This is a genomic window from Streptomyces sp. BoleA5 (assembly GCF_000373665.1).
Lineage (GTDB): Bacteria > Actinomycetota > Actinomycetes > Streptomycetales > Streptomycetaceae > Actinacidiphila.
This window is the reverse complement of the sequence record NZ_KB892090.1, coordinates 1-18,778: the sequence shown is the minus strand read 5'-3', so window position 1 is coordinate 18,778 and position 18,778 is coordinate 1. Positions and strand designations below refer to the sequence as shown.

General features: G+C 69.2%; 14 protein-coding genes, 1 tRNA gene and 3 pseudogenes. 7 read left to right on the top strand and 11 right to left on the bottom strand.

The genetic code is table 11. From position 1 onward, the window contains the following. The first annotated feature begins 47 nt into the window (after positions 1-47). Together B085_RS0100085 and B085_RS0100080 are read left to right on the top strand one after the other, a co-directional pair. Positions 48-365 carry a putative quinol monooxygenase gene (locus tag B085_RS0100085; RefSeq protein ID WP_018556510.1) on the top strand — a complete coding sequence of 106 codons (318 nt, stop codon included), beginning with the start codon at positions 48-50 and terminating at the stop codon, positions 363-365. Positions 366-468: 103 nt separating this feature from the next. Further along, positions 469-1,437 (top strand): alpha/beta hydrolase, encoded by a 969-nt coding sequence (locus B085_RS0100080; protein WP_018556509.1) that lies wholly within the window; start codon positions 469-471, stop codon positions 1,435-1,437. Positions 1,438-1,484: 47 nt separating this feature from the next. Here the strand turns inward: B085_RS0100080 and B085_RS40750 are convergent. Further along, a pseudogene (locus B085_RS40750) lies at positions 1,485-1,769 on the bottom strand (site-specific integrase); the annotation flags it as partial. A gap of 345 nt (positions 1,770-2,114) precedes the next feature. Between B085_RS40750 and B085_RS0100070 the strand changes: the two are divergent. Then, positions 2,115-2,381, top strand: coding sequence for a hypothetical protein (locus tag B085_RS0100070; RefSeq protein ID WP_018556507.1), 267 nt, complete (start codon positions 2,115-2,117; stop codon positions 2,379-2,381). 753 nt (positions 2,382-3,134) lie between these two features. On the opposite strand, the gene B085_RS0100060 is transcribed toward B085_RS0100070, so the two are convergent. The 4 genes from B085_RS0100060 to B085_RS0100045 form a co-directional block, all read right to left on the bottom strand. Then, positions 3,135-4,553 carry an LAETG motif-containing sortase-dependent surface protein gene (locus B085_RS0100060; RefSeq protein ID WP_078619690.1) on the bottom strand — a complete coding sequence of 473 codons (1,419 nt, stop codon included), beginning with the start codon at positions 4,551-4,553 and terminating at the stop codon, positions 3,135-3,137. A 233-nt stretch (positions 4,554-4,786) separates the two neighbouring features. Next, on the bottom strand, positions 4,787-5,233 hold the full coding sequence (gene ssb, locus B085_RS0100055) for a single-stranded DNA-binding protein (protein ID WP_018556504.1): 447 nt from the start codon (positions 5,231-5,233) through the stop codon (positions 4,787-4,789). Positions 5,234-5,349: 116 nt separating this feature from the next. Beyond that, complete coding sequence (locus B085_RS0100050; protein WP_018556503.1) at positions 5,350-6,948, bottom strand: GTPase; 1,599 nt, start codon at positions 6,946-6,948, stop codon at positions 5,350-5,352. Positions 6,949-6,952: 4 nt separating this feature from the next. Next, positions 6,953-8,593: a dynamin family protein gene (locus tag B085_RS0100045; RefSeq protein ID WP_018556502.1), complete on the bottom strand. Its 1,641-nt coding sequence runs from the start codon at positions 8,591-8,593 to the stop codon at positions 6,953-6,955. A 331-nt stretch (positions 8,594-8,924) separates the two neighbouring features. Between B085_RS0100045 and B085_RS0100040 the strand changes: the two genes are divergently transcribed. Next, a tRNA-Arg gene (locus tag B085_RS0100040) sits at positions 8,925-8,997 on the top strand. Positions 8,998-9,173: 176 nt separating this feature from the next. Here B085_RS0100040 and B085_RS45325 read toward each other — a convergent pair. After that, positions 9,174-9,521: an integrase gene (locus B085_RS45325; RefSeq protein ID WP_158689626.1), complete on the bottom strand. Its 348-nt coding sequence runs from the start codon at positions 9,519-9,521 to the stop codon at positions 9,174-9,176. A 20-nt stretch (positions 9,522-9,541) separates the two neighbouring features. After that, positions 9,542-9,877: a hypothetical protein gene (locus B085_RS49020; protein ID WP_158689625.1), complete on the bottom strand. Its 336-nt coding sequence runs from the start codon at positions 9,875-9,877 to the stop codon at positions 9,542-9,544. Positions 9,878-10,056: 179 nt separating this feature from the next. On the opposite strand from B085_RS49020, the pseudogene B085_RS46355 reads away from it, so the two are divergent. Further along, positions 10,057-10,611 (top strand): annotated as a pseudogene (locus B085_RS46355) (IS110 family transposase); the annotation flags it as partial. A gap of 76 nt (positions 10,612-10,687) precedes the next feature. On the opposite strand, the pseudogene B085_RS51805 reads toward B085_RS46355, so the two are convergent. Next, positions 10,688-10,804: pseudogene (locus B085_RS51805) on the bottom strand (IS5/IS1182 family transposase); the annotation flags it as partial. Positions 10,805-10,946: 142 nt separating this feature from the next. Further along, positions 10,947-11,522, bottom strand: a complete 576-nt coding sequence (locus tag B085_RS40740) for a fascin domain-containing protein (protein ID WP_018556500.1) — start codon at positions 11,520-11,522, stop codon at positions 10,947-10,949. 847 nt (positions 11,523-12,369) lie between these two features. On the opposite strand from B085_RS40740, the gene B085_RS0100015 reads away from it, so the two are divergent. Further along, complete coding sequence (locus B085_RS0100015; protein WP_018556499.1) at positions 12,370-13,053, top strand: hemerythrin domain-containing protein; 684 nt, start codon at positions 12,370-12,372, stop codon at positions 13,051-13,053. A gap of 81 nt (positions 13,054-13,134) precedes the next feature. Here the strand turns inward: B085_RS0100015 and B085_RS51340 are convergent, their stop codons facing one another. Beyond that, positions 13,135-13,269 (bottom strand): hypothetical protein, encoded by a 135-nt coding sequence (locus tag B085_RS51340; protein ID WP_267881079.1) that lies wholly within the window; start codon positions 13,267-13,269, stop codon positions 13,135-13,137. A 774-nt stretch (positions 13,270-14,043) separates the two neighbouring features. Between B085_RS51340 and B085_RS0100010 the strand changes: the two genes are divergently transcribed. Next, entirely contained in the window at positions 14,044-17,271 is a 3,228-nt protein-coding gene (locus B085_RS0100010) for an FG-GAP-like repeat-containing protein (protein ID WP_106434804.1), read from the top strand. Between the two features lie 515 nt (positions 17,272-17,786). On the opposite strand, the gene B085_RS0100005 is transcribed toward B085_RS0100010, so the two are convergent. Beyond that, on the bottom strand, positions 17,787-18,778 hold a 992-nt coding region (locus B085_RS0100005), incomplete at its 5' end, for a DNA-directed RNA polymerase subunit alpha (RefSeq protein WP_018556497.1).

The following is an 18,778-nucleotide window of genomic DNA, read 5'->3' as shown; positions in this document are numbered from 1 at the left end:
GAATGGAATCACCGCACTCCATCACAGAAGAGGAAGAGAAGGAATCCATGATTGCCAACTACGGTTTCAGCGCCACCCTGACCGCCAGGCCCGGTATGGGCGACCAGCTCGTCGACCTGCTGCTGACCGGACTGAACGAGGGCAGCCCCGGCGCGAGCGAATACTGCCTCGTCTACCTCGTCTCCCGCTCCGCGTCCGACCCCGACATCGTCCATGTCGCCGAAGGCTGGACCAGCGAGGAGGACCACCACCGCGTCTTCGCCGGCAAGACCGCCCAGGCCATCGTGGCGCAGATCGACCCGCTGCTCGCCAAGGACTCCGAGTACACCGACTACGTTCCGGTCCGCGGCAAATCCGCCCTCTGACCCGCCGAACACCCCCACCCCAGCCTCTGCCGCCTCGGTGCCCACCGAGGCGGCCCCCGTCCTCGCCCGACCGTCCCGCCACCACCCACGAGAGGCAACGACCATGACCACAGCACGCCCCTCCCTCGACCCCGAACTGCATGAACTCCTGGCCGACATGCCGCTGATGTCCCAGCTCAGCCCGGAAGTGCTGGCGCAGGTACGCCCCTTCTCCTCGATGCCCGTCGAACCCCTCCTCGAAGGTCGCGCTATCGACCGGCGCGAGGTCACCGTTGCGAGCCCGGACGGCACCCCGATCCCCTTGTCCGTCTTCAGCCCCGCGAACAGCGATCGCACCGCTGCCGCACCCTGCGTCTACTGGATGCACGGCGGCGGGATGGTCATGGGCGACCGCTTCTCACAGATCGACATCCCGCTGGAGTGGCTCGACGAGTTCGGCGCCGTCGTGGTCTCCGTCGACTACCGGCTCGCGCCTGAGTCCACCGGCACCATCCCGGTCGACGACTGCTACCAGGGACTGCTCTGGATCGCCGACCACGCCGCCGAACTGGGCATCGACCCCGCCCGGATCATCGTCGCAGGCGCTAGTGCGGGCGGCGGCCTCGCCGCCGGCGTCACCCTGCTGGCCCGCGACCTCGGCACCCCGACGATCGCCGCCCAAGTCCTGATCGGCCCCATGCTCGACCACCGCAACACCACCACCTCCAGCCTCCAGTACTCGAACGGGCCCGGCGTCTGGACCCGCGAGATGAACGGATTCGGATGGCGCTGCCTCCTCGGCGACCTCACCGACGACGAGGTACCCGCATACGTCTCACCCGCCCTGGCCGACGACCTCGCGGGCCTGCCGACCACCTACATCGACACCGGCTCCGCCGAAGTCTTCCGCGACGAGGACACCGCCTACGCCACCCGCATCTGGGCGGCCGGCGGCCAGGCCGAACTCCACGTCTGGGCAGGTGGCTTCCACGGATTCGACGCCCTGTATCCGCAGGCACACATCTCGGCCACAGCCCGCCGAACCCGCACCGACTGGCTCGCCCGGCTCCTGCCCACGAATCCCGCCGCATAGGTGAAGTCGACGAGTTTCGGTCGTACGCTTCAGCCTTGGCTAAGACCTCAGCGTCTGCTGTCTCCGGGCGCGAGCAGGCTGGTGACCTCGGCGATCGCCTCCGCCGAGGGGTGGAAGTAGCGCCGTACGTTCTCCGGCTTCTTGTGCCGGGACCTCGCCATCAGCATGGGCAGGCCGGCCCCGGCCTCGCCGAGGTGGGTGAGACCAGAATGGCGGTATTCGTGCAGGTCCCAGCCTGTGCCCGGCACCCCGCCGACTGCGGTGTGGGCGTCGAGCAGGGCGCGGGCCTGGCCGTACGACAGCCGGACCAGCCCGCTGTCCGGGCACACGTCCGCAGACCGATCCCCAGTTCGGACCTTCCTACTGGGTAGCGACTCCCTCCGTGGCCGCCGCAGAGACGGACGGACATGAGGAAGGTGTCTCACGTGACAGACAAAGCCATCAACCACCCACCAGCTTTCGGAGTTCGTTCACAGCTACATGCGCGCTGCCACGTCGCTACGGCAGGGGCCCAGAGCGGCCCCTCGGCAACCGCCAAGGTCTGCGTGCCTTCGGCTCTGTTGCCGTCATCCGTTACCGTCCCGCGTTCTTCCGCACCGGCTGCCCCGGAGGAAATGACTGCCGCCATGAGCGGACCACACCGTGACGACCAACTTCCCCGACTGTATGAGGAGCACATGCGGGCACCGTTCCCCGCAGGCTTCCGCGGTGTGGACATTGAAGGCGCGGAGCTGATCCTGCTCGATGCGGATGTCGCTCTCGTCGTTCAAGGGGAGCTCGAGGGCGGTCTCAGTGGGGAGGACGTCGCGATGCTCTGGGCGTGCATCACGGGCCTCGACAAGATCCTGCCCCTGATCAGCGACGAGTACTGCAGGTCCTACTATGCGAGGCTGCGTCTGATGGCCGGACTCACAGCAGCGATGTACATGCCCAGGGCGATCTGACGAGCGGTTCCGGCTTGCCCATCTGACCGGCGAGCGGCTTGGAAAGCGTCGTGGCAGCGATGTCACCGTGGGTTCAAATCCCACACTCTCCGCACAGGCCGGCGAAGGCGCTGGACAGAAGGGGTGCCCCAAGACACGGGGGCGCCCCTTCTTCATGCGCGAGTGGCACCGTGCTTCCCCCTGGTTTCCCACCTGATCGGGCACGCCAGGAGCACGGCGGCTGTGGGGGGAAGATGGCAAAGTGCAGCTCCCCTACGTCTACCGCGTCACCAAGTACGACCCCGCCGACCGTGACGCGCACGGGCATTACACCGGCAGTGAGGACACCGTCAGCGATCACGGCGAGGTCGAGGCGGGCTCTTGGTCACCCCAAGCGGTGAGCGCTCCGGTCGAGGTTGGCGTAGCGGCTTGGGCAGGAGCCGCCAAGGGGCGAGAGATCGGGGGCCCGTAAACTCACCGCGACTCGGGCAGCACCTCGGCTGGCGCCGTCGAATGCTCTCAGAATGACCCCTCCGGGCCACGACGACCGGAGAGCGAGGTTGACTGCCGTTCTGCGCACGCGACCCTCTTTGAGGGATGTCCACTTGCTGATGCCGTGCGGGTGACTCGTCGGTGACCGCGCAGACCCTACCGGACATGGGGACAGGGTTTGTTGGCGCCGTCCGGGCGCGGCAGACGCGCCGGGAACTGCGAAGGGGGCGGAGGTCTGTCGACCTCCGCCCCCTTCACTCAGGAGCGGCCTGCGGGGTCAGTTCACTCGGCGGAGGGGGCCGCCTTCTTCTTCCGGAGGAAGAAGACCGCGCCGCCACCGACGACGACCAGGGCGATCGCGATGCCGGCGATCACCGGGGTGGCGCTGCTCGAACCGGTCTCGGCGAGGTCGCCGCCGGTGGTGGAGCCGGTGTCACCCGTGCCCTCGGAGGAGCCGCCGGCCGTGGCCGGGCTGGGCGAGGAGGACGGGGTGTCGCCGCCGTTGCCGGCGGTCTCGCAGTCGAGGACGCCCTCGAAGGTCTTCTCGAAGCCCTCGGGGCCGGAGATGGTGACCTTGTAGTGCTGGTCCTCGGCCACCGGCACGGTGATGGTCTCGGACTTGCCGGCCTCGACCGTGTAGTCCTTGTCGGCCAGCTTGAAGGTGAACGGCTGGTCACCCTCGTTGGCGGCCGTCACGTCCAGGCCGTTCTTGGCGCAGTTGACCTCGGCGGAGACCGCGGGGATCGGGCCCTTGGCGGCCCACGTGCCCGTCGCGGTCGCGGAGACGGAGCTGTCGCTGGAGCCGGCGAGGATCTGGACCTGCGTGGTGCTGTCGACGCCCGTGAAGGCGCGGCCGACCGGCAGCTTGGTGTTGGCGGTGGCCGTCAGCGAGGTCGTGCCGTCGGGGGTGCCGGCCTCGACGTCGAAGTAGAGCTCGTCGCCGTTCTTGGCGGAGGTGACCGCGGTGCCGTTCTTGTCGGTGACCTTGACGCCGGAGGGGTTGCTGGGCGCGGGGCTCACCTGGACGGTGGAGGCGTTGGTGCTGACCTTGATCGGACCGAGCAGGTCACCGGCCTTGCCGGAGACCGCGGGCGGGTCGAGGGTCAGCGACGCCGCGGGTTCCTTGAGGTCCTTGGCGTTCCCCTCCAGCCAGTCCGCGAGCTGCTCGGCGACCGGGTCGACCGCGGTCACGTCGGCCTTGTCGGAAAAGCGCCAGATGGCCACCTGGGTACCGGCGGCGGCGAGCTCCGGGGTCAGCGCGCCGTCCTTGATCTCAGCCGTCTTCTGCAGGGCGGAGAGGTCGTCAACCTGGGGGTACGAGTTCTGCAGAATCCAGTTGATCTTCCCCGCATCGTCGTTGTCGTGCAGGCTCGACTGGTCCCAGGAGACTTCCTTGTACTTGGCCTCGGTCTGCGTGGGGTTCTTGATGTCGATGCAGTACGTCTGGATCGTGCCGCCGCCGTCGACGGACATCTCGAAGAGGCCGGCGCTGACGTGCTCCTCCGCCTTGCCCTTCTCCTTGATGACGGCCTTGTCGGCGGTCTTCAGGCCGCCGAGCGTCGCCGTCGCTCCGGGCGCGGTGGGGGTCGCGTCGTCCGCGATGGCGGACCCGGCAACGGCTATGGAACCCGCGGCGAGGAGGCCCGAGGCCACCATCGCAACGGAAAGACGGGCAGCTCCCCGCCTCCGTACAGTGAACATGAATTTCCCCTCCGGGCGAGGCTGATCGTGGGGGCACGCCTCGCCGTCAGCTGTGGATCCCCGCGGAAAGCCGGGGTACCGCTGAATCCTAGGAACCAACCGCACCAAAGCCACCGGGATTCACAGGCGCCCGAGAATTCGAATCGCAATCGTTACCCGCGCGTAGGCATGAACGCGAAATTGTCGATAAATCATCGACGTTTTGCCGCAGGGCGAATGCGCAGCTGTCCGGCTTATCCGGACAGTGCGGCCAGCGGGTCACCGACCGGCGACTCCCCGGCGCCGGCCGCGGAATTCGGAACCATCAGTTCCGGCCGGGCCGCGGACAGCCGCCGGAACGCCGAGGTGCCCCGCGTCAGATCGTGGCCGCAGGCGATCGCGTCGACGTCGGCCGAGATCCAGCGCTGGCCGTCGCGCTCCTCCTCACGGACTCTCAGGCGGCCCTGGACGAGCAGCGGTTCGCCGACCCCGACCGAGGCCACCACGTTCTCCCCCAGCTGCCTCCAGGCCCACACCGTGTAGAAGCTGGTGTGCCCGTCGGACCAGCCGCCGCGCTCGCGGTCCCAGCGGCGCGCCGTCGTCGCCAGCCGGAACCTGGCGACCGGGACGCCCGTGGGCGTCTTGCGGAATTCCGGCCTGGTGGCGACATTCCCCACGACGGTGACCAGTGTCTCGTTCATTGCCGATGCTCCCCCGTTGCCGTCGCCGGCCGGCGACCCCCTGCCGCCGGCCCCCGCGATGGCTCCATGGTGCGCCCGCCGCGCCCCCCGTGGAGGAATCGGATTCAACCTGTGGATTACTGGCCCGCTGTGGACAACTCCGTCATCCGGAAGTGGTTCCCGGTGAGTACCCCGTACTGCTCCCGCACTTCCCGGTAGCGCAGCAATTCCGCCGCCAGCGGTTCCAGTACCCGTGCCCGCCCGCAGTCGGCCGCCGCGTCGGCCATCCGCCGCTCCGCGGCCTGACCATGCCGCCGGGCCGGGCCCCGGGCCGCGAACCGGCTCACCCGGGTGAGCAGCGGTCCGCCCAGAGCACCCACGGCCAGCAGCACGGGCGGCAGCCACCACGGCAGCCGCAGCACACCCGCCGCCGTCACGGTCCCGGAGACCAGCGCTGCTGTCGCGAGCAACGCCAGCAGCCACTGAGCCGTCCCGACCACCGACCACCACCGGGGACGCGGCGGCTCGTCCGGCGCCGCCCGCTCCACGGCCGCGTCCAGCGCCTCCGGGAGCGTGCGCCCACCGCGGCGCGCGGCCTCCCGTACCGCCTGCGCCCACGGAGCGGGCAGCCCCGCGACGGCCTCCGCGGCGACCGCGCGCACCGCCTCGTCGACCGACGCGCGGGACGCCGACAGCGCCGGGCGGCGGCCGTCGAGGGAGTCCTCGCCCCGCTCAGTACCGCGGACCCGGCGCAGCTGCCGCCACGGGGTGCCGCACGCCTCGTCGGCGGCCCTGGCCCACGCACGCTCCGCCGCCCGGCCCGCCGCCGCGGCGCCGACGGCGTGCGCGAGGCTCGCCGTGAAGTCCTCGCGGGCCCGGTCGGTGAGCCCCGTCACCCCCTCGGCGACGTACAGCGGGCGCAGCCGCTCGGCGAGCCCGTCCACATCCGCGGACAGCCGCCGGCTCGCGGCGGCGCGCTCGGCCACGACCTGGCCGACGGCCGCCCTCAGTTCCGGGACGCCGTCGCCGCTCAGCGCCGAGACGGCCATCACCATGGCGCCGTCCTCGCCGTGCTCGCCGACGGCGAGCCCGTCGTCGTCGAGGAGGCGCCGCAGGTCGTCCAGCACCTGCTCCACGGCCTCCTCCGGGAGCCGGTCGATCTGGTTGAGGACGACGATCGTCACGTCGGCGTGCCCGGCCAGTGGCCGCAGGTAGCGCTCGTGGAGCGCGGCGTCCGCGTACTTCTCCGGGTCGAGCACCCACACGATGACGTCCACGAGCTTGAGCACGCGGTCCACCTGGTCGCGGTGGGCGGTCGCCGCCGAGTCGTGGTCCGGCAGGTCGAGCAGGACCAGGCCGGCGGGCCCGTCGTCCGTCCGTTCCGCCACCGCGTCCAGGGCGCTGTGCCGGGCGAACCGCGCCTTGGGCGCGATGCCGAGCCGGTCCAGCAGCCCGGAGGCGCCCCGGGGGTCCCAGGCGCAGGCGACGGGTGCGGAGGTCGTGGGCCTCCGGACGCCGATCCTCGACAGCTCCAGTCCGGTCAGCGCGTTGAACAGCGACGACTTTCCACTGCCGGTCGCCCCGGCCAGCGCCACCACCGTGTGGTCGGCGGAGAGCCGGCGCCGGTCACCGACCCGTTCCAGCAGCTCTCCGGCCCCGTCGAGCGCCTCGTGGCTCACGCGGGTGCGCGACAGCCCGAGCAGTTCCGACAGTGCGTCCACCCGCTCCGTGAGCACCTGATCACCTCTCCTGCAATCCGTACGACTTCTGCACGACCGAAAGCTCCGCGATCAGCGCGGCCTGCTGGCCCGCCGTCACATCCACCGCCTGCACAGGGAGGACCCGCAGTTCCCGCTCGGCGTCAAGCACGTCGCCGACGAGCCGGTCCAGTTCCTCGCGTGCGCGGTCGCCCGCCCGCAGCGCCGCGTGCGCCCCGACGAGGGAGGCGAGCCGCTCGCCGGCGACCGTGCCCTTGCGGCCGCCGAGCACGGCGACGGCGATCAGCGCCGCCGCGTGCTGCGGATCGACGCCCTCGGCGCTCCCGCGCACCGCCTTGTGCGCCAGGCGGTTCACCGTGGACCCCCAGGTGTCGACGGCCTCCTCGATCCGCTCGGCCGCGTCGTCCGCCGCCGCCTCCGGTTCGGTGCCCTCCGCCAGGACGGTGCCCGCGCGGTCGGCGCACCAGGCGTCGAGGGTCCGCTCGTCCGCGGTGGCGACCTCGGTGCGCAGCAGCGCGGCCAGGCTGTCGGCCAGGGCGGCCACCAGGGCCGCCGGGCCGCAGTCCGGATAGCCGCGCCAGCTGGCCAGGGCCTCGCCGGCGAGGAGTGCCCCCTCCCCGACGGCCTCCTGTACCCGCGATTCGGCCTCGTCGTAGGCCTCGTCCACATGACGGGTCAGGCGCACCGCCGCGGCGTGCTGCGCGGCCGAGGCACCCGCCAGTTCCGGGAGCCGGTTGCCCAGCGAGCCGAGGACGCCGGACGCGGTGCGCCGCACCGCCTGGTGCCGTGCCGCCGGGTCCTCGGCGCAGTGCGCGAGCCAGCTGCCGAGGGCGGCGACCGCGGTGTGCGGCAGGAGCCCGCCGGACCCGGCGGACTCGGGCAGTTCCGGGACGGTGAAGCGCGGCACGTCCCCGAGCCCGGCCCGGGTCAGCAGGGCCGCGTAGTGCTGGGAGACGTCCTCGGCGATCTGGTGCGGCACCCGGTCCAGAACGGTGGCCAGGGTGACGTCGTACTCCTTGGCCGTACGGAGCAGGTGCCACGGCACGGCGTCGGCGTAGCGCGACGCGGTGGTCACCAGGATCCAGATGTCGGCCGCGCAGAGCAGTTCGGCCGCGAGCTCCCGGTTGCGGGAGACGAGGGAGTCGATGTCGGGCGCGTCCAGCAGGGCGAGCCCGCGCGGCAGCGTGTCGTCGGTCTCCAGGCGCAGCCACAGCCTGGTCTCCTCCGCCTCGCGCTCCTCGTCGCTCCCGTCCGCGCCCTCCGCCCCGTCGGCGTCGGCCGCGGTGCGGGGCCGCGGCGCCCAGGCGCGGGCCAGGCCCGGCAGCACCCGCGGATCGGCGAACCACGCACGGTCCTGGGGATGGCACACCAGCACCGGTGTGCGCGTCGTGGGGCGCAGCACGCCCGCGTCGCTCACCCGCCGCCCGATCAGCGAGTTCACGAGCGTGGACTTCCCCGCGCCCGTCGAACCGCCCACCACGGCGAGCAGCGGTGCTTCGGGCGCCTTCAGCCGGGGCACCAGATAGTCGTCGAGCTGCGCCAGCAGTTCCTGTCGTGTGCGGCGGGCCCGCTCGGTTCCGGGAAGAGGGAGGGGAAAACGCGCGTCCGCGACGCGGTCGCGCAGCGCCGACAGCGCGTCGAGGAGTTCGGGCCGTACATCCAAGATCGCCACCCTGGCAGAATGCCCCATTTTGGTGGGTTTTTGAAGCGTATTCCGCCTGGTTCACATCATTCGGCCCGCAAGAAGGCCGGAACGGGACGGAAGGGCCGGAAGAGACACCGGCATAACGAGTGCACAACAGCCGTCGACTGAGGCGCCAAAACTGGTGCGACATTCGCACCTGCCTGCGATTATCAGACCGCTTCACCGAACCTACACAACGTGTCATGAAGGCGAAGCAACCGGCCGCACATCAGCCGCGCCCTATCCTTGTCCCCGGCAAGGTCACGGAACCGTCGACACAAGGGGCGGGTTCGGTCGCGGCCAACGTCCGGCCCCCGTAGCTCAGTGGATAGAGCAGGCGCCTTCTAAGCGCTTGGCCGCAGGTTCGAGTCCTGCCGGGGGCACCCACTGCGCCCCTCCATATGGAGGGGCTTTTTTGCTGGTCAGAGCCTTGCCACGCGGTACGCAGCTGCACCTGACCACCCGCGGGTGATCACGAGAGCCCTCCGGCGCCGTCCGGCTGTCACCGGGGTTGCGCGGGTGGCTCTGTCGAATACGTGTCGAACTTCCGGGGACCGGTTCAGCGATCTTCGTCCGGCTCGGGGAGGTCTCCCCCGGCCTCGATCCGCCTCTGGTGATCCTTTAGCTGACCGGAGATACAACGCGTGCAGGTGGCCAGCAAGGCGGGGACGCTGTTGCCCGCCCACTCGGCAACCTGCGCCGGCGGAACGCCCGCGTTGAGCCACGAGGTCAGGCAGGTATGCCGCAGGTCATAGACGCGCTTGCCAAGCGGCGAGGCGAACTCTGCCGGTGCGGGCACCTGCTGCCGAGCGGTGCGCCAGGCGCGGCGAAAGACCGACCCCGCGAGGGTGTCCCCGTGCTCTCCCGGGAAGAGCAGATCCCCGGGCTTCAGGCCCTCTGCCTTCACGTGCTCCCGCAGGATGCGGGTCAGCGCCGGACGACACGGCACAACGCGGGTGTCGTCCTCGGCCTGCCCTTCAGCCCGCGCACCTCATGCACCTTGCCGGCATCCGTCCACTGCTTCCCCACCTCCGGCCGAGCGGTGTGGAGCATCAGCTCGCCCCACTGGTCTTCGTCGTCCTCCGCGGGCAGCCGGGCATCCAGTACACGGATGGCCACCGCTTCCTCCGGCCGGGGCCCCGCGTAGTACAGCGTGGAGAAGAAGGCGTGCAGCCGCCGGCCACCGCAGGGACGGCGCCAGATCGATCCAGCCCAGGAGACTCGCGGCGTGGTCAGGGTTGCTGCTCGGACGTTAATCGTCACGGCGCGAGCCCGCTCCAGGGTCGACCTCTTGTTCATCCGCGAGCCCACGAGCTCTGCAGAAGATCGAGCCCCTGGAGTGCGCTGGTGTCGCGAACGGCTACTGAGATGGCGGACCAACGAGTCCTTGGAATAGGGCGCCGCGCGACCCGCATGCGCTCGTGACCTGCATAAACGGACAGATCTTGGAGGACCGCTTGACCGTGCTCTGCGGCATCGACTGGGCAGAGCGCCACCACGACGTCGCCCTCGTCGACGAAGCCGGCACTCTGCTCGCCAAAGCCTGTATCACCGACGACGCGTCCGGCTACCACAAACTCTTGACCCTCCTCGCCGCACACGGCGACAGCCCCGAAGCCCCGATACCGGTGGCCATCGAGACCAGCCACGGCCTCCTGGTGGCGACCCTGCGCACCGGCAGCCGCCGTGTCTTCGCGATCAACCCCCTCGTGGCCGCTCGCTACCGCGACCGCCACGGCGTCAGCCGCAAAAAATCCGACCCAGGCGACGCCTTGGTCTTGGCGAACATCCTGCGTACCGACATGCACGCCCACCGACCCCTGCCGGCCGACTCCGAACTCGCCCAGGTCATTACCGTCCTGGCTCGAGCCCAGCAGGACGCCGTCTGGACTCGGCAACAGGTCGCCAACCAAGTCCGCTCGCTCCTGCGCGAGTACCACCCTGCTGCTCTGCTGGCCTTCCAGGGCAAGCAAGGCGATCTGACCAGGGCTGACGCCCCGAGCAGCCCACCACGCCGGCGGGCACATCCCGCCAGGCCACACCCTTGCGCAGTACATAGACAATGCCCGCCAGTGCAATACGGTCAGGCACCCGAAGCTGGCCTGGATTCCCATGCCTTCGCGCGGGCTGAGGCGGCAGCAGCGGGGCTATGCGCTCCCACAGGTCATCAGGGACAAGATCATCGGACACCCCGCAGACCCTGCCGACGAAGATCACTGACTGCCAGCCGGCATGCCGATCTCATTCTGAAACGATCAGTAAAGCGCGACCGTCGGGATCGAGCGGAGGGCGGAGGGTCTCGCCCACTGCTCGATCCCGGTGTGGTCGCATCTCAGCCCTGCGAGAACGAGAACTTCTCATAGGACTGGACGGAGGACGACCGAGCCCGGAGCATGCCGTAGCCAGTGCCTGTGTAGGCCAGCTCAGCACTCACGTACTGGCCGTTGGCGAGAGACTTGATAGTGCAGTAGCTAGGGCAGCGGACTTCGAACTTCTCGAAACTCTTGACGTCGGCGCTACGCGCCCGGAGCATGCCTGCGTCGGCGCCGGTGTAGTTCTTCTCGGCGCTTACATAACTCATGGTGCCATACGAAAAGAGGGTGTAATACCCGTCCATCGGGCAAAGGGAGAACTTCTCCCAAGACCCGCCGGAAGACGATCTAGCCCGGAGCATGCCCTTGACATATCCGGCATAATCCTTCTCCGCGGCAACAAAAAGACCGTTGGCTGTGGACTGGATCTTGATATCGTCACAGTGGTCAGTGCCGAGATCCCAATCAGGGTAGGCGGTTACAGTGACCGCGCCCGACGGGGCAGGAGTGGCGGTCGCGGAAGGCGCAACAGTCAGCACGACCGCCACTCCCGCGGCGGCAATACCGAACTTGCCGACGATGTTTTTGAGGTTCACATTCCCGCTTTCATCGATCCTTTGCCGAACTTATACAACGACCTGCCACCAGCAACCAGTGGCTGCCATGGTGTACAGGACATTGCAGAGCATCCGGCCGTGGTTAACCACGGTTGACAGACGGCGGCGAAGAAGAGCCGTCTGTAACCGTGGCAGCGCTCCACAACCTAGGGTGACCGCTCGGTCGGCCAGGGAGGCTTCACCAAACTCTAGAACGAGACCAATTCAGCCGCATAGAACATGCGCGCCAGGCTTACCCGTCAGGAACGTACCTCGATCGCCGACCCTGCTCCCCGCAGCAAGCTCCCTCAGCCGCGTACTAGGTCGGGATCGGCGGTGAGTTGCCGGAAGCCGGCGGACTTATGCCAGGGTGAGCGGACCAGGGTGCCGGAACCGTTTCTGCGCACCCCTTTGCCGCCGCTTGAGCCGCGGGTGGCCGCGAGAAATGTCTGAGCGAGCATGGCTAGGGCCGGGATTCGGTTCGGGTGTCATGGCACCGCATGAACTGCACCAGGTGGGCGTGCGCGCTTCTACTGTCCACGTCCAGGATCGGCGGCGTTCACAGCGCGGTTCAGGAGGTGTAGCCGCGCTACGGCGGTGGAGCGCGGCTATTTTCGAAGGTCGCAGTTGACTAGATGATTGGATCTGGCGCGCTCCTTCTATGCTCTCGCCATCTCGCCCTCTAGATTTCTCCAGGGTGGTAGTTGTGGCTGCAGACCTTCTGGTGGCCGTTGGATTACGACCTCTGGGGCCGGGCTCGTTCCGGCGCAGCATGCGCTCGGTTCGGCAGACCAACGCCTCAGGCAAGCAGCAGCGGATCTCTCCGCGAAGACGATCGAGGACCCTAGTGAACCAGCTCAACGACGAACCCATGGCGGACGTCCGGGACATGTATATGGTGCATACCATGTTGCGCCGTGAGTTCGGTCTTCTCCCGCAACTCATTAGGGACGTTGCCCCGGACGACATCAAGCGATCCGAGGTCGTGGGCGCCCACGCCGAGTTCGTCTGCGAAGTTCTGCACCTTCATCACGAGGGCGAGGACGTCGTGCTGTGGCCGCTGCTTCACCAGCGTGGCGGCGAAGAGGCCGAGGACGTCGTGCCTGTCATGGAGCGGCAGCACCACGGTATCGAGTCCGCCAACGCGGAGGTCCTGCGCCTGCTGCCGCAGTGGCGTTCCACCGCGCGCGCCGGTCAGGAACTTGCCGAGGCGTTCGACCGGCTGCAGGCCGCGCTGCTGGAGCACATGGCGATGGAGGAGGAGCGGATCCTCCCTCTGGCCGAGAAGTACGTTACCGCTGCGGAATGGCGACGGCTCGGCGAGCACAGCCTCGAGAAGTCAGCAAAGAAGTCTCTTCCGCTGGCCTTCGGCATGGCGATGTATGAGGGCGACCGGGAGGTCGTAGCGGGCGTCCTCGCCGAGGCTCCGCTGCCAGTCAGGCTTCTTATGCCCGCGATCGCGCGACGTTGGTTCGCCAGGCACGCTACGCGGGTTCACGGTACGCCGACGCCCCCGCGCGCCACCCACTGAGTACGGCCCCGCCTGCCCGCGAGTGCCATGTTTTGGCGCAGGGGCCCCTGGAGGTCTGGCGACGGGGAGTGTCGACGAGTACTACTCGTCGACACTCCCCGTCGCCAGCTTTTGTGGGCTCGTGCCGGCATGCTTTCCAGCATGAGGCAGGGTATGGCCTTCACCACCTTCGACGATCAAAGACAACTGGGCGACTGCGGCGTTGGCGTCGATCATTTTCAACCGTCTGTCGATGAGCCTTCAATGGCTGCAAGGTTGACTCGCTTAGGCATCCCCAACGTACGACGGTCTACAGTAGGTTTGCCGTTCCGTCTACAGAGTCCAGCGCCCAAGTGGAGCGACTTCAATTCAGCCTCTGTCGATGAGCGACAGAAGGACTGCTGCAAGCTCGGCGGGCCCGGCGGAGACCAATGGCTCGTCCAGGTCTCCCTAGACGCCGGGCAGGATATCGATCTCCGTCGCATTGATCATTAATGCGCGCTCTGCTGACGACGGCTCGTCCGTTGCGGGATAGCTCACCAACAGATCGTCCCCGGGCGGCAGAAGCCGTTCACCACCCGTGTCGAATGCATGTCGAGGGCGCCGAAAGTTCGCGCTTGGCGTTCAGGGAACGCCCACCCAGCCCTCCCAGTGGGAGGGCTTTTCACTGGTCAGGGACGGTTTCACTCGACGCAGGCCAGTCCCGGACGCCACCTTGGTGATCAAGGGCGCACTCCAGGACGCTCCGAGGCTGTCCGGCCGTCACCGGGTTTTCGCGGGTTGCCGTGTCGACTGCGTGCCGAAGTTCTCGACCGGAGGAAGAGAACGAACGCCCAAACGGTCGCCGTCGTCCCGTAGGGCGTGACACGGACCGCGATCAGTCTTTGAACGCGTTCGAAAACTCGATGTCGTGCGGTGATCATCCTGCTACTGTCGTCCTGCTCGCGCAGGGATGAGCGGCGATTCAATGAGCGCCCCCCTTGCGTCGATTGCCCTGGGGAGGACTCTTTCGTGATTCGTCGACTGAACAGACGGGCCAGGCGCCGCCAGCGCGCGCTCGGCCGTATCGCTCTCACCGTCACGCTTGCCGTGACCGCCGGAATCGGCACCGCCGCGGGGACGGCTGTCGCCGAGGTTCCCAGCGCGTCCGCCGGTCCCGTCGTCATCAGCCCGGGCGCGCGCTTCGTGCCCCGCGCCACCATCGTCCTGAACGCCGGCGAGACCGGCTTCCTCACGGCCCAGGAGGGTGACGACCGCCTCCGCTGGATCGACTACGCCACCGGTGCGACGACCTTCCTCGAGCACCGGCTGCCCGAGCCGCTCGCCTACAACGTGGACGAGTTCCGCTTCGTCAAGTACCCGGGGGACTTCGGCCACGGCTCCGACACCGTCGCCCTCTACGCGGATTCCCCGACCCCGCACGTGACGCTCCAGCAGCGGGCCGGTGGCGGACCATCGGCTACGGTCCCGATCCCGGAGGGCCAGACGTACGTCGCGACCTACGGCGACACCGTCATCACCCGGACCGGCACCGAGAACGCCGTCACGAGCCTGCACCTCCTGCACCTGGAGAACGGCGAGGTGCTGGACCGGAAACTGGAGGGCCTGCCGGAGGGGTGGAACCTTTCCGTCAGCGAGGGCGACGCCCGGTCCGTCGCCGTCCGCGGCATCAAGTGGGAGGACACCACGATGTCCCAGGGGTGGTGGGTCGTCGACCTCGCCACCGGGGGCGTGAAGGCGCTCTCCCCGCACGGCGAGAGCGTCTCCTTCGACCGGGACACCGTCTTCCAATTCGGCGCCCCGTCCGGCGACGCCGCCCTGGTGTACCGCCGCGACGACCCGGACGCGGAGCCGACCACCGTCGACCTGCGGGACGTGGCCTCGTACAACGACGTCGTCCGGCCCCTCGGCGACGGCTTCGTCACCGTGACCCCGCCCAACCCCGGCAACAACGAGTATCGGGGCAACCAGCTCTTCCTGCGCGACGCCAAGGGGAACTCGAAGTCCCTGCTGGCCGTCGCCTCCCCCTCGGTCCGCCGCACTCCCGACGGCTCGCTCCTGGTGGCCGGTGCGGAGGAGAACACCACCAAAGGCGCACTGGACTGGGGGTACTACCTCTTCACCCCCGCCGCGGACGGCACCGTCACCCGCAAGCGCCTCGCGGACATCGAGGACCGGGAGGCCAGGCCGGCCGGCATCTCGCTGGGCAGCGGCATCCTCACCACGGCCGACGACTCGCAGTACTACAGCCCCGGCACCTACATCGGCGGCTATCGGAGCACCTGGCTGAAGACCTCCGGCCGTCCGGAGGAGCTGAACTCGACCGTCGACGGCCTCGTGTCCGGCCGGGACGACGACTCCTGCAGCCCCACCTACGGCACCTACTGCGTGACCATGTTCGGGAGCGGCGACGGCTATCACGGCCGCAAGGCCGCGACCGAGCAGGACGTCACCATGCTCTACCGGAACGGCGCCGCCCCGTGGGGTCCGCGGGTGACCTCAGGGCTCGACAGCCCGCAACTCGTCGACCTCTCCGGCCGGTTCGGCGTCGTGAACCAGGCGTCGGGCGGCCAGCAGGCGATCCTCCACTTCAAGGACGCCGACACCGGGAGCGTGCTCCTGAAGCGGGAGCCGGTCGCGGCCTCCGTCTGGGGCAACACCCTGTGGAGCTCCCTCGGCCGGTGGGACGACACCGGCTCGGGCGTGCCGACCGGGGTGGCCGCGAAGAACCTGTCAACGGGTGCCGCCGGCGACTCCTTCGACGCGGGTTGCGTCCCCAGTGACCTGCAGGCCGTGGGCCGTTGGGTGTACTGGCGGTGCAGCGACTACTGGCACTACTTCAAGGGCGCGGGTGTCTACGACCGGCAAGCCAAGCGCTCCCTGAAGCTCGGGGCCGACGCGACGCTTCTCGGCGACGGCTACCTGGTCCACCGCTCGGACGCGACCGGCCTCACCCTCGTCGACCTGCACAACGGCCTCCCGCTCAGCGGCAAGGAAGCGGACCTGCCCCAGCGGGTGATCGTCACCGCCGCCGAGCTCGGAGACCGGACCGGGCGCCGGTCCGGGTGGACCGTCGACCGCTTCGGCGGTCACGTCGCCTACACGGGCGAGGACCGCCGAGTGCGGATCGTCCCGTCGGGCGTGCCGGCCTCCCGGATCGCCGTCATCGACGCCGACACGCCCGCCATGAACAGCAAGGCCGGTGCGTGGAAACCGCGTTGGTGGCTGTCGAAGCCGGCGGCGACGTGGTCGCTGACGATGAAGAACAAGGCGACCGGGAAGACCGTGCGGACGTTCTCCGGCGGGGAGGCCCGGGGGCTGATCACGCCGTCGTGGGACGGCAAGGACGCGGCCGGGAAGTACGTCCCGAACGGGGCGTACGTCTGGACCCTGACCGCGAAGCCGGCCGACGGCGTTCAGGCGGACCTCTCCGTCTCCGGGACGGTACCGGTGACCGGCGGTGCCGCCGTGTGGCGGGACATGGTCGGTGACGACGGGTTCGGCGACCTGCTGGCGATGGACACGACCGGGGCCGTGTCGCTGTACAGGGGTACCGGGACCGGTGCGCTGTCGTCCCGTATCGCCGGGTCCGGCAGCAAGTTCGCCACCAACTCCGTGCTTGTGCCCGTCGGGGACGTGAACGGGGACCGGTGCGCCGATGTGCTCGTGCGGGTGGGTGACCAACTGCGGGCCTACCGGCCGGGGTGCGGGAAGATCGTCACCGCCTCATCGCCGTACACGCTGATCGGTGCCGGCTGGGCCCAGTACGACCAGCTGACGTCGCCGGGCGATGTGAACGGGGACGGCTTTGTCGACCTGACAGCACGCCAGGCGTCCACCGGTGATGTGTACTTCTACGCCGGCACAGCTGATCACCGGCTGAAGGCCCGGCTGCGCATCGGGACGAACTGGAAGCTGTACAAGCGGATCGTCGGGGCCGGGGACCTGAACGGGGACGGGCGTGGCGACCTGCTCGGGGTCGACTCGGCCGGTGTGCTGTGGCGGTACTACGGGACCTCCACCGGTGGCGTGACCACCCGGATGCGGGTCGGTGGCGGGTGGGGCGTCTACTCCGCTCTCGTCGGGGTCGGTGACCTGTCCGGTGACGGACGCGCCGATCTGCTGGCGCGGGACACCGCCGGGAAGCTGTGGCGATACGCCTCCACGGGGGTCGGCACATACGGCGGCCGGGTGCTGATCGGCACCGGCGGCTGGAACGGATTCAAGGGTCTGTTCTGACCTCGAAGTGAGGGGGTGCGCTGTCGGCGCAGTCGCTGCGCCGACAGCGCACCCCCTGTGCCGACACGGACAGCAGCGACCCAGGGGCGGCCCAGCAGGGGTGTCGCTCTCGACGGAGCGCCACTCGTCCACGACACGTCCTCACCCGCGGGTGAGCCGCGACCGTAGCGTGCCGACAGAGCAGGAAGGCGGCGGTCCTTGCCGACTCGCCACCGGAACGGGCACTTGGGAGACCCGCTGAGAGCCGTTCCACGCCCCGGGACGGTTTGCCGCCCACGTGCCGGAGACCACCCGCACGGCGTCGTCGGACGACGCCGTGCAAACCGGGCGACGACGGGCCCCTACGAAACATTCCCCCCGGAGTGATCTCCGGGGGGAATGTCACGTGCTCCAGGTGCCGACGGGGACGGCGCGTCAGGCGGCGCTCCCGGCCGCACCCTGGGGCGGGTGCGGCCGGCCGGTGCTCATCGCCGGGTGCTCCGCCCTCCTGGCGCCCCCGCGGCCCTGCGCGACGCTCAGTACTGCTCGGTCTCCACGAAACCCGCGCCCGCGCCGTCGTCCGCACCGAAGGCGGCGGCGGTCGGGTCGAATCCGGGCGGGCTGTCCTTCAGGGCCAGGCCCAGGCCGGCCAGCTTCGCCTTGACCTCGTCGATCGACTTCGCACCGAAGTTGCGGATGTCGAGCAGGTCGGCCTCGGAGCGGGTCAGGAGCTCGCCCACGGAGTGGACGCCCTCGCGCTTGAGGCAGTTGTAGGAACGGACGGTGAGCTCGAGCTCCTCGATCGGCAGCGCCATGTCGGCGGCGAGGGCGGCGTCCACGGGCGAGGGGCCCATGTCGATGCCCTCGGCGTCGACGTTCAGCTCGCGGGCGAGACCGAACAGCTCGACCAGGGTCTTGCCGGCCGAGGCCACCGCGTCACGCGGACGCATCGCGGGCTTGGTCTCGACATCGACCACCAGCTTGTCGAAGTCGGTGCGCTGCTCGACACGGGTCGCCTCGACCTTGTAGCTGACCTTGAGCACCGGGCTGTAGATCGAGTCGACCGGAATACGGCCGATCTCCTGGCCCTGCTGCTTGTTCTGCACGGCCGAGACGTAGCCGCGACCGCGCTCGACGGTCAGCTCCATCTCCAGCTTGCCCTTGCCGTTCAGAGTGGCCAGCACCAGATCGGGATTGTGCACCTCGACACCCGCCGGCGGCGCGATGTCGGCGGCGGTGACCACACCCGGACCCTGCTTGCGCAGGTACATCACGACCGGCTCGTCGTGCTCCGAGGAGACGACCAGGGACTTGATGTTCAGGATGAGATCGGTGACGTCCTCCTTGACACCCGGCACGGTCGTGAACTCGTGCAGGACGCCGTCGATCCGGACCGAGGTGACAGCGGCACCCGGAATCGAGGACAGAAGTGTGCGGCGGAGCGAGTTGCCGAGGGTGTATCCGAAGCCCGGCTCCAGCGGCTCGATCACGAACCGGGAGCGGAACTCGTCGACGACCTCTTCGGTCA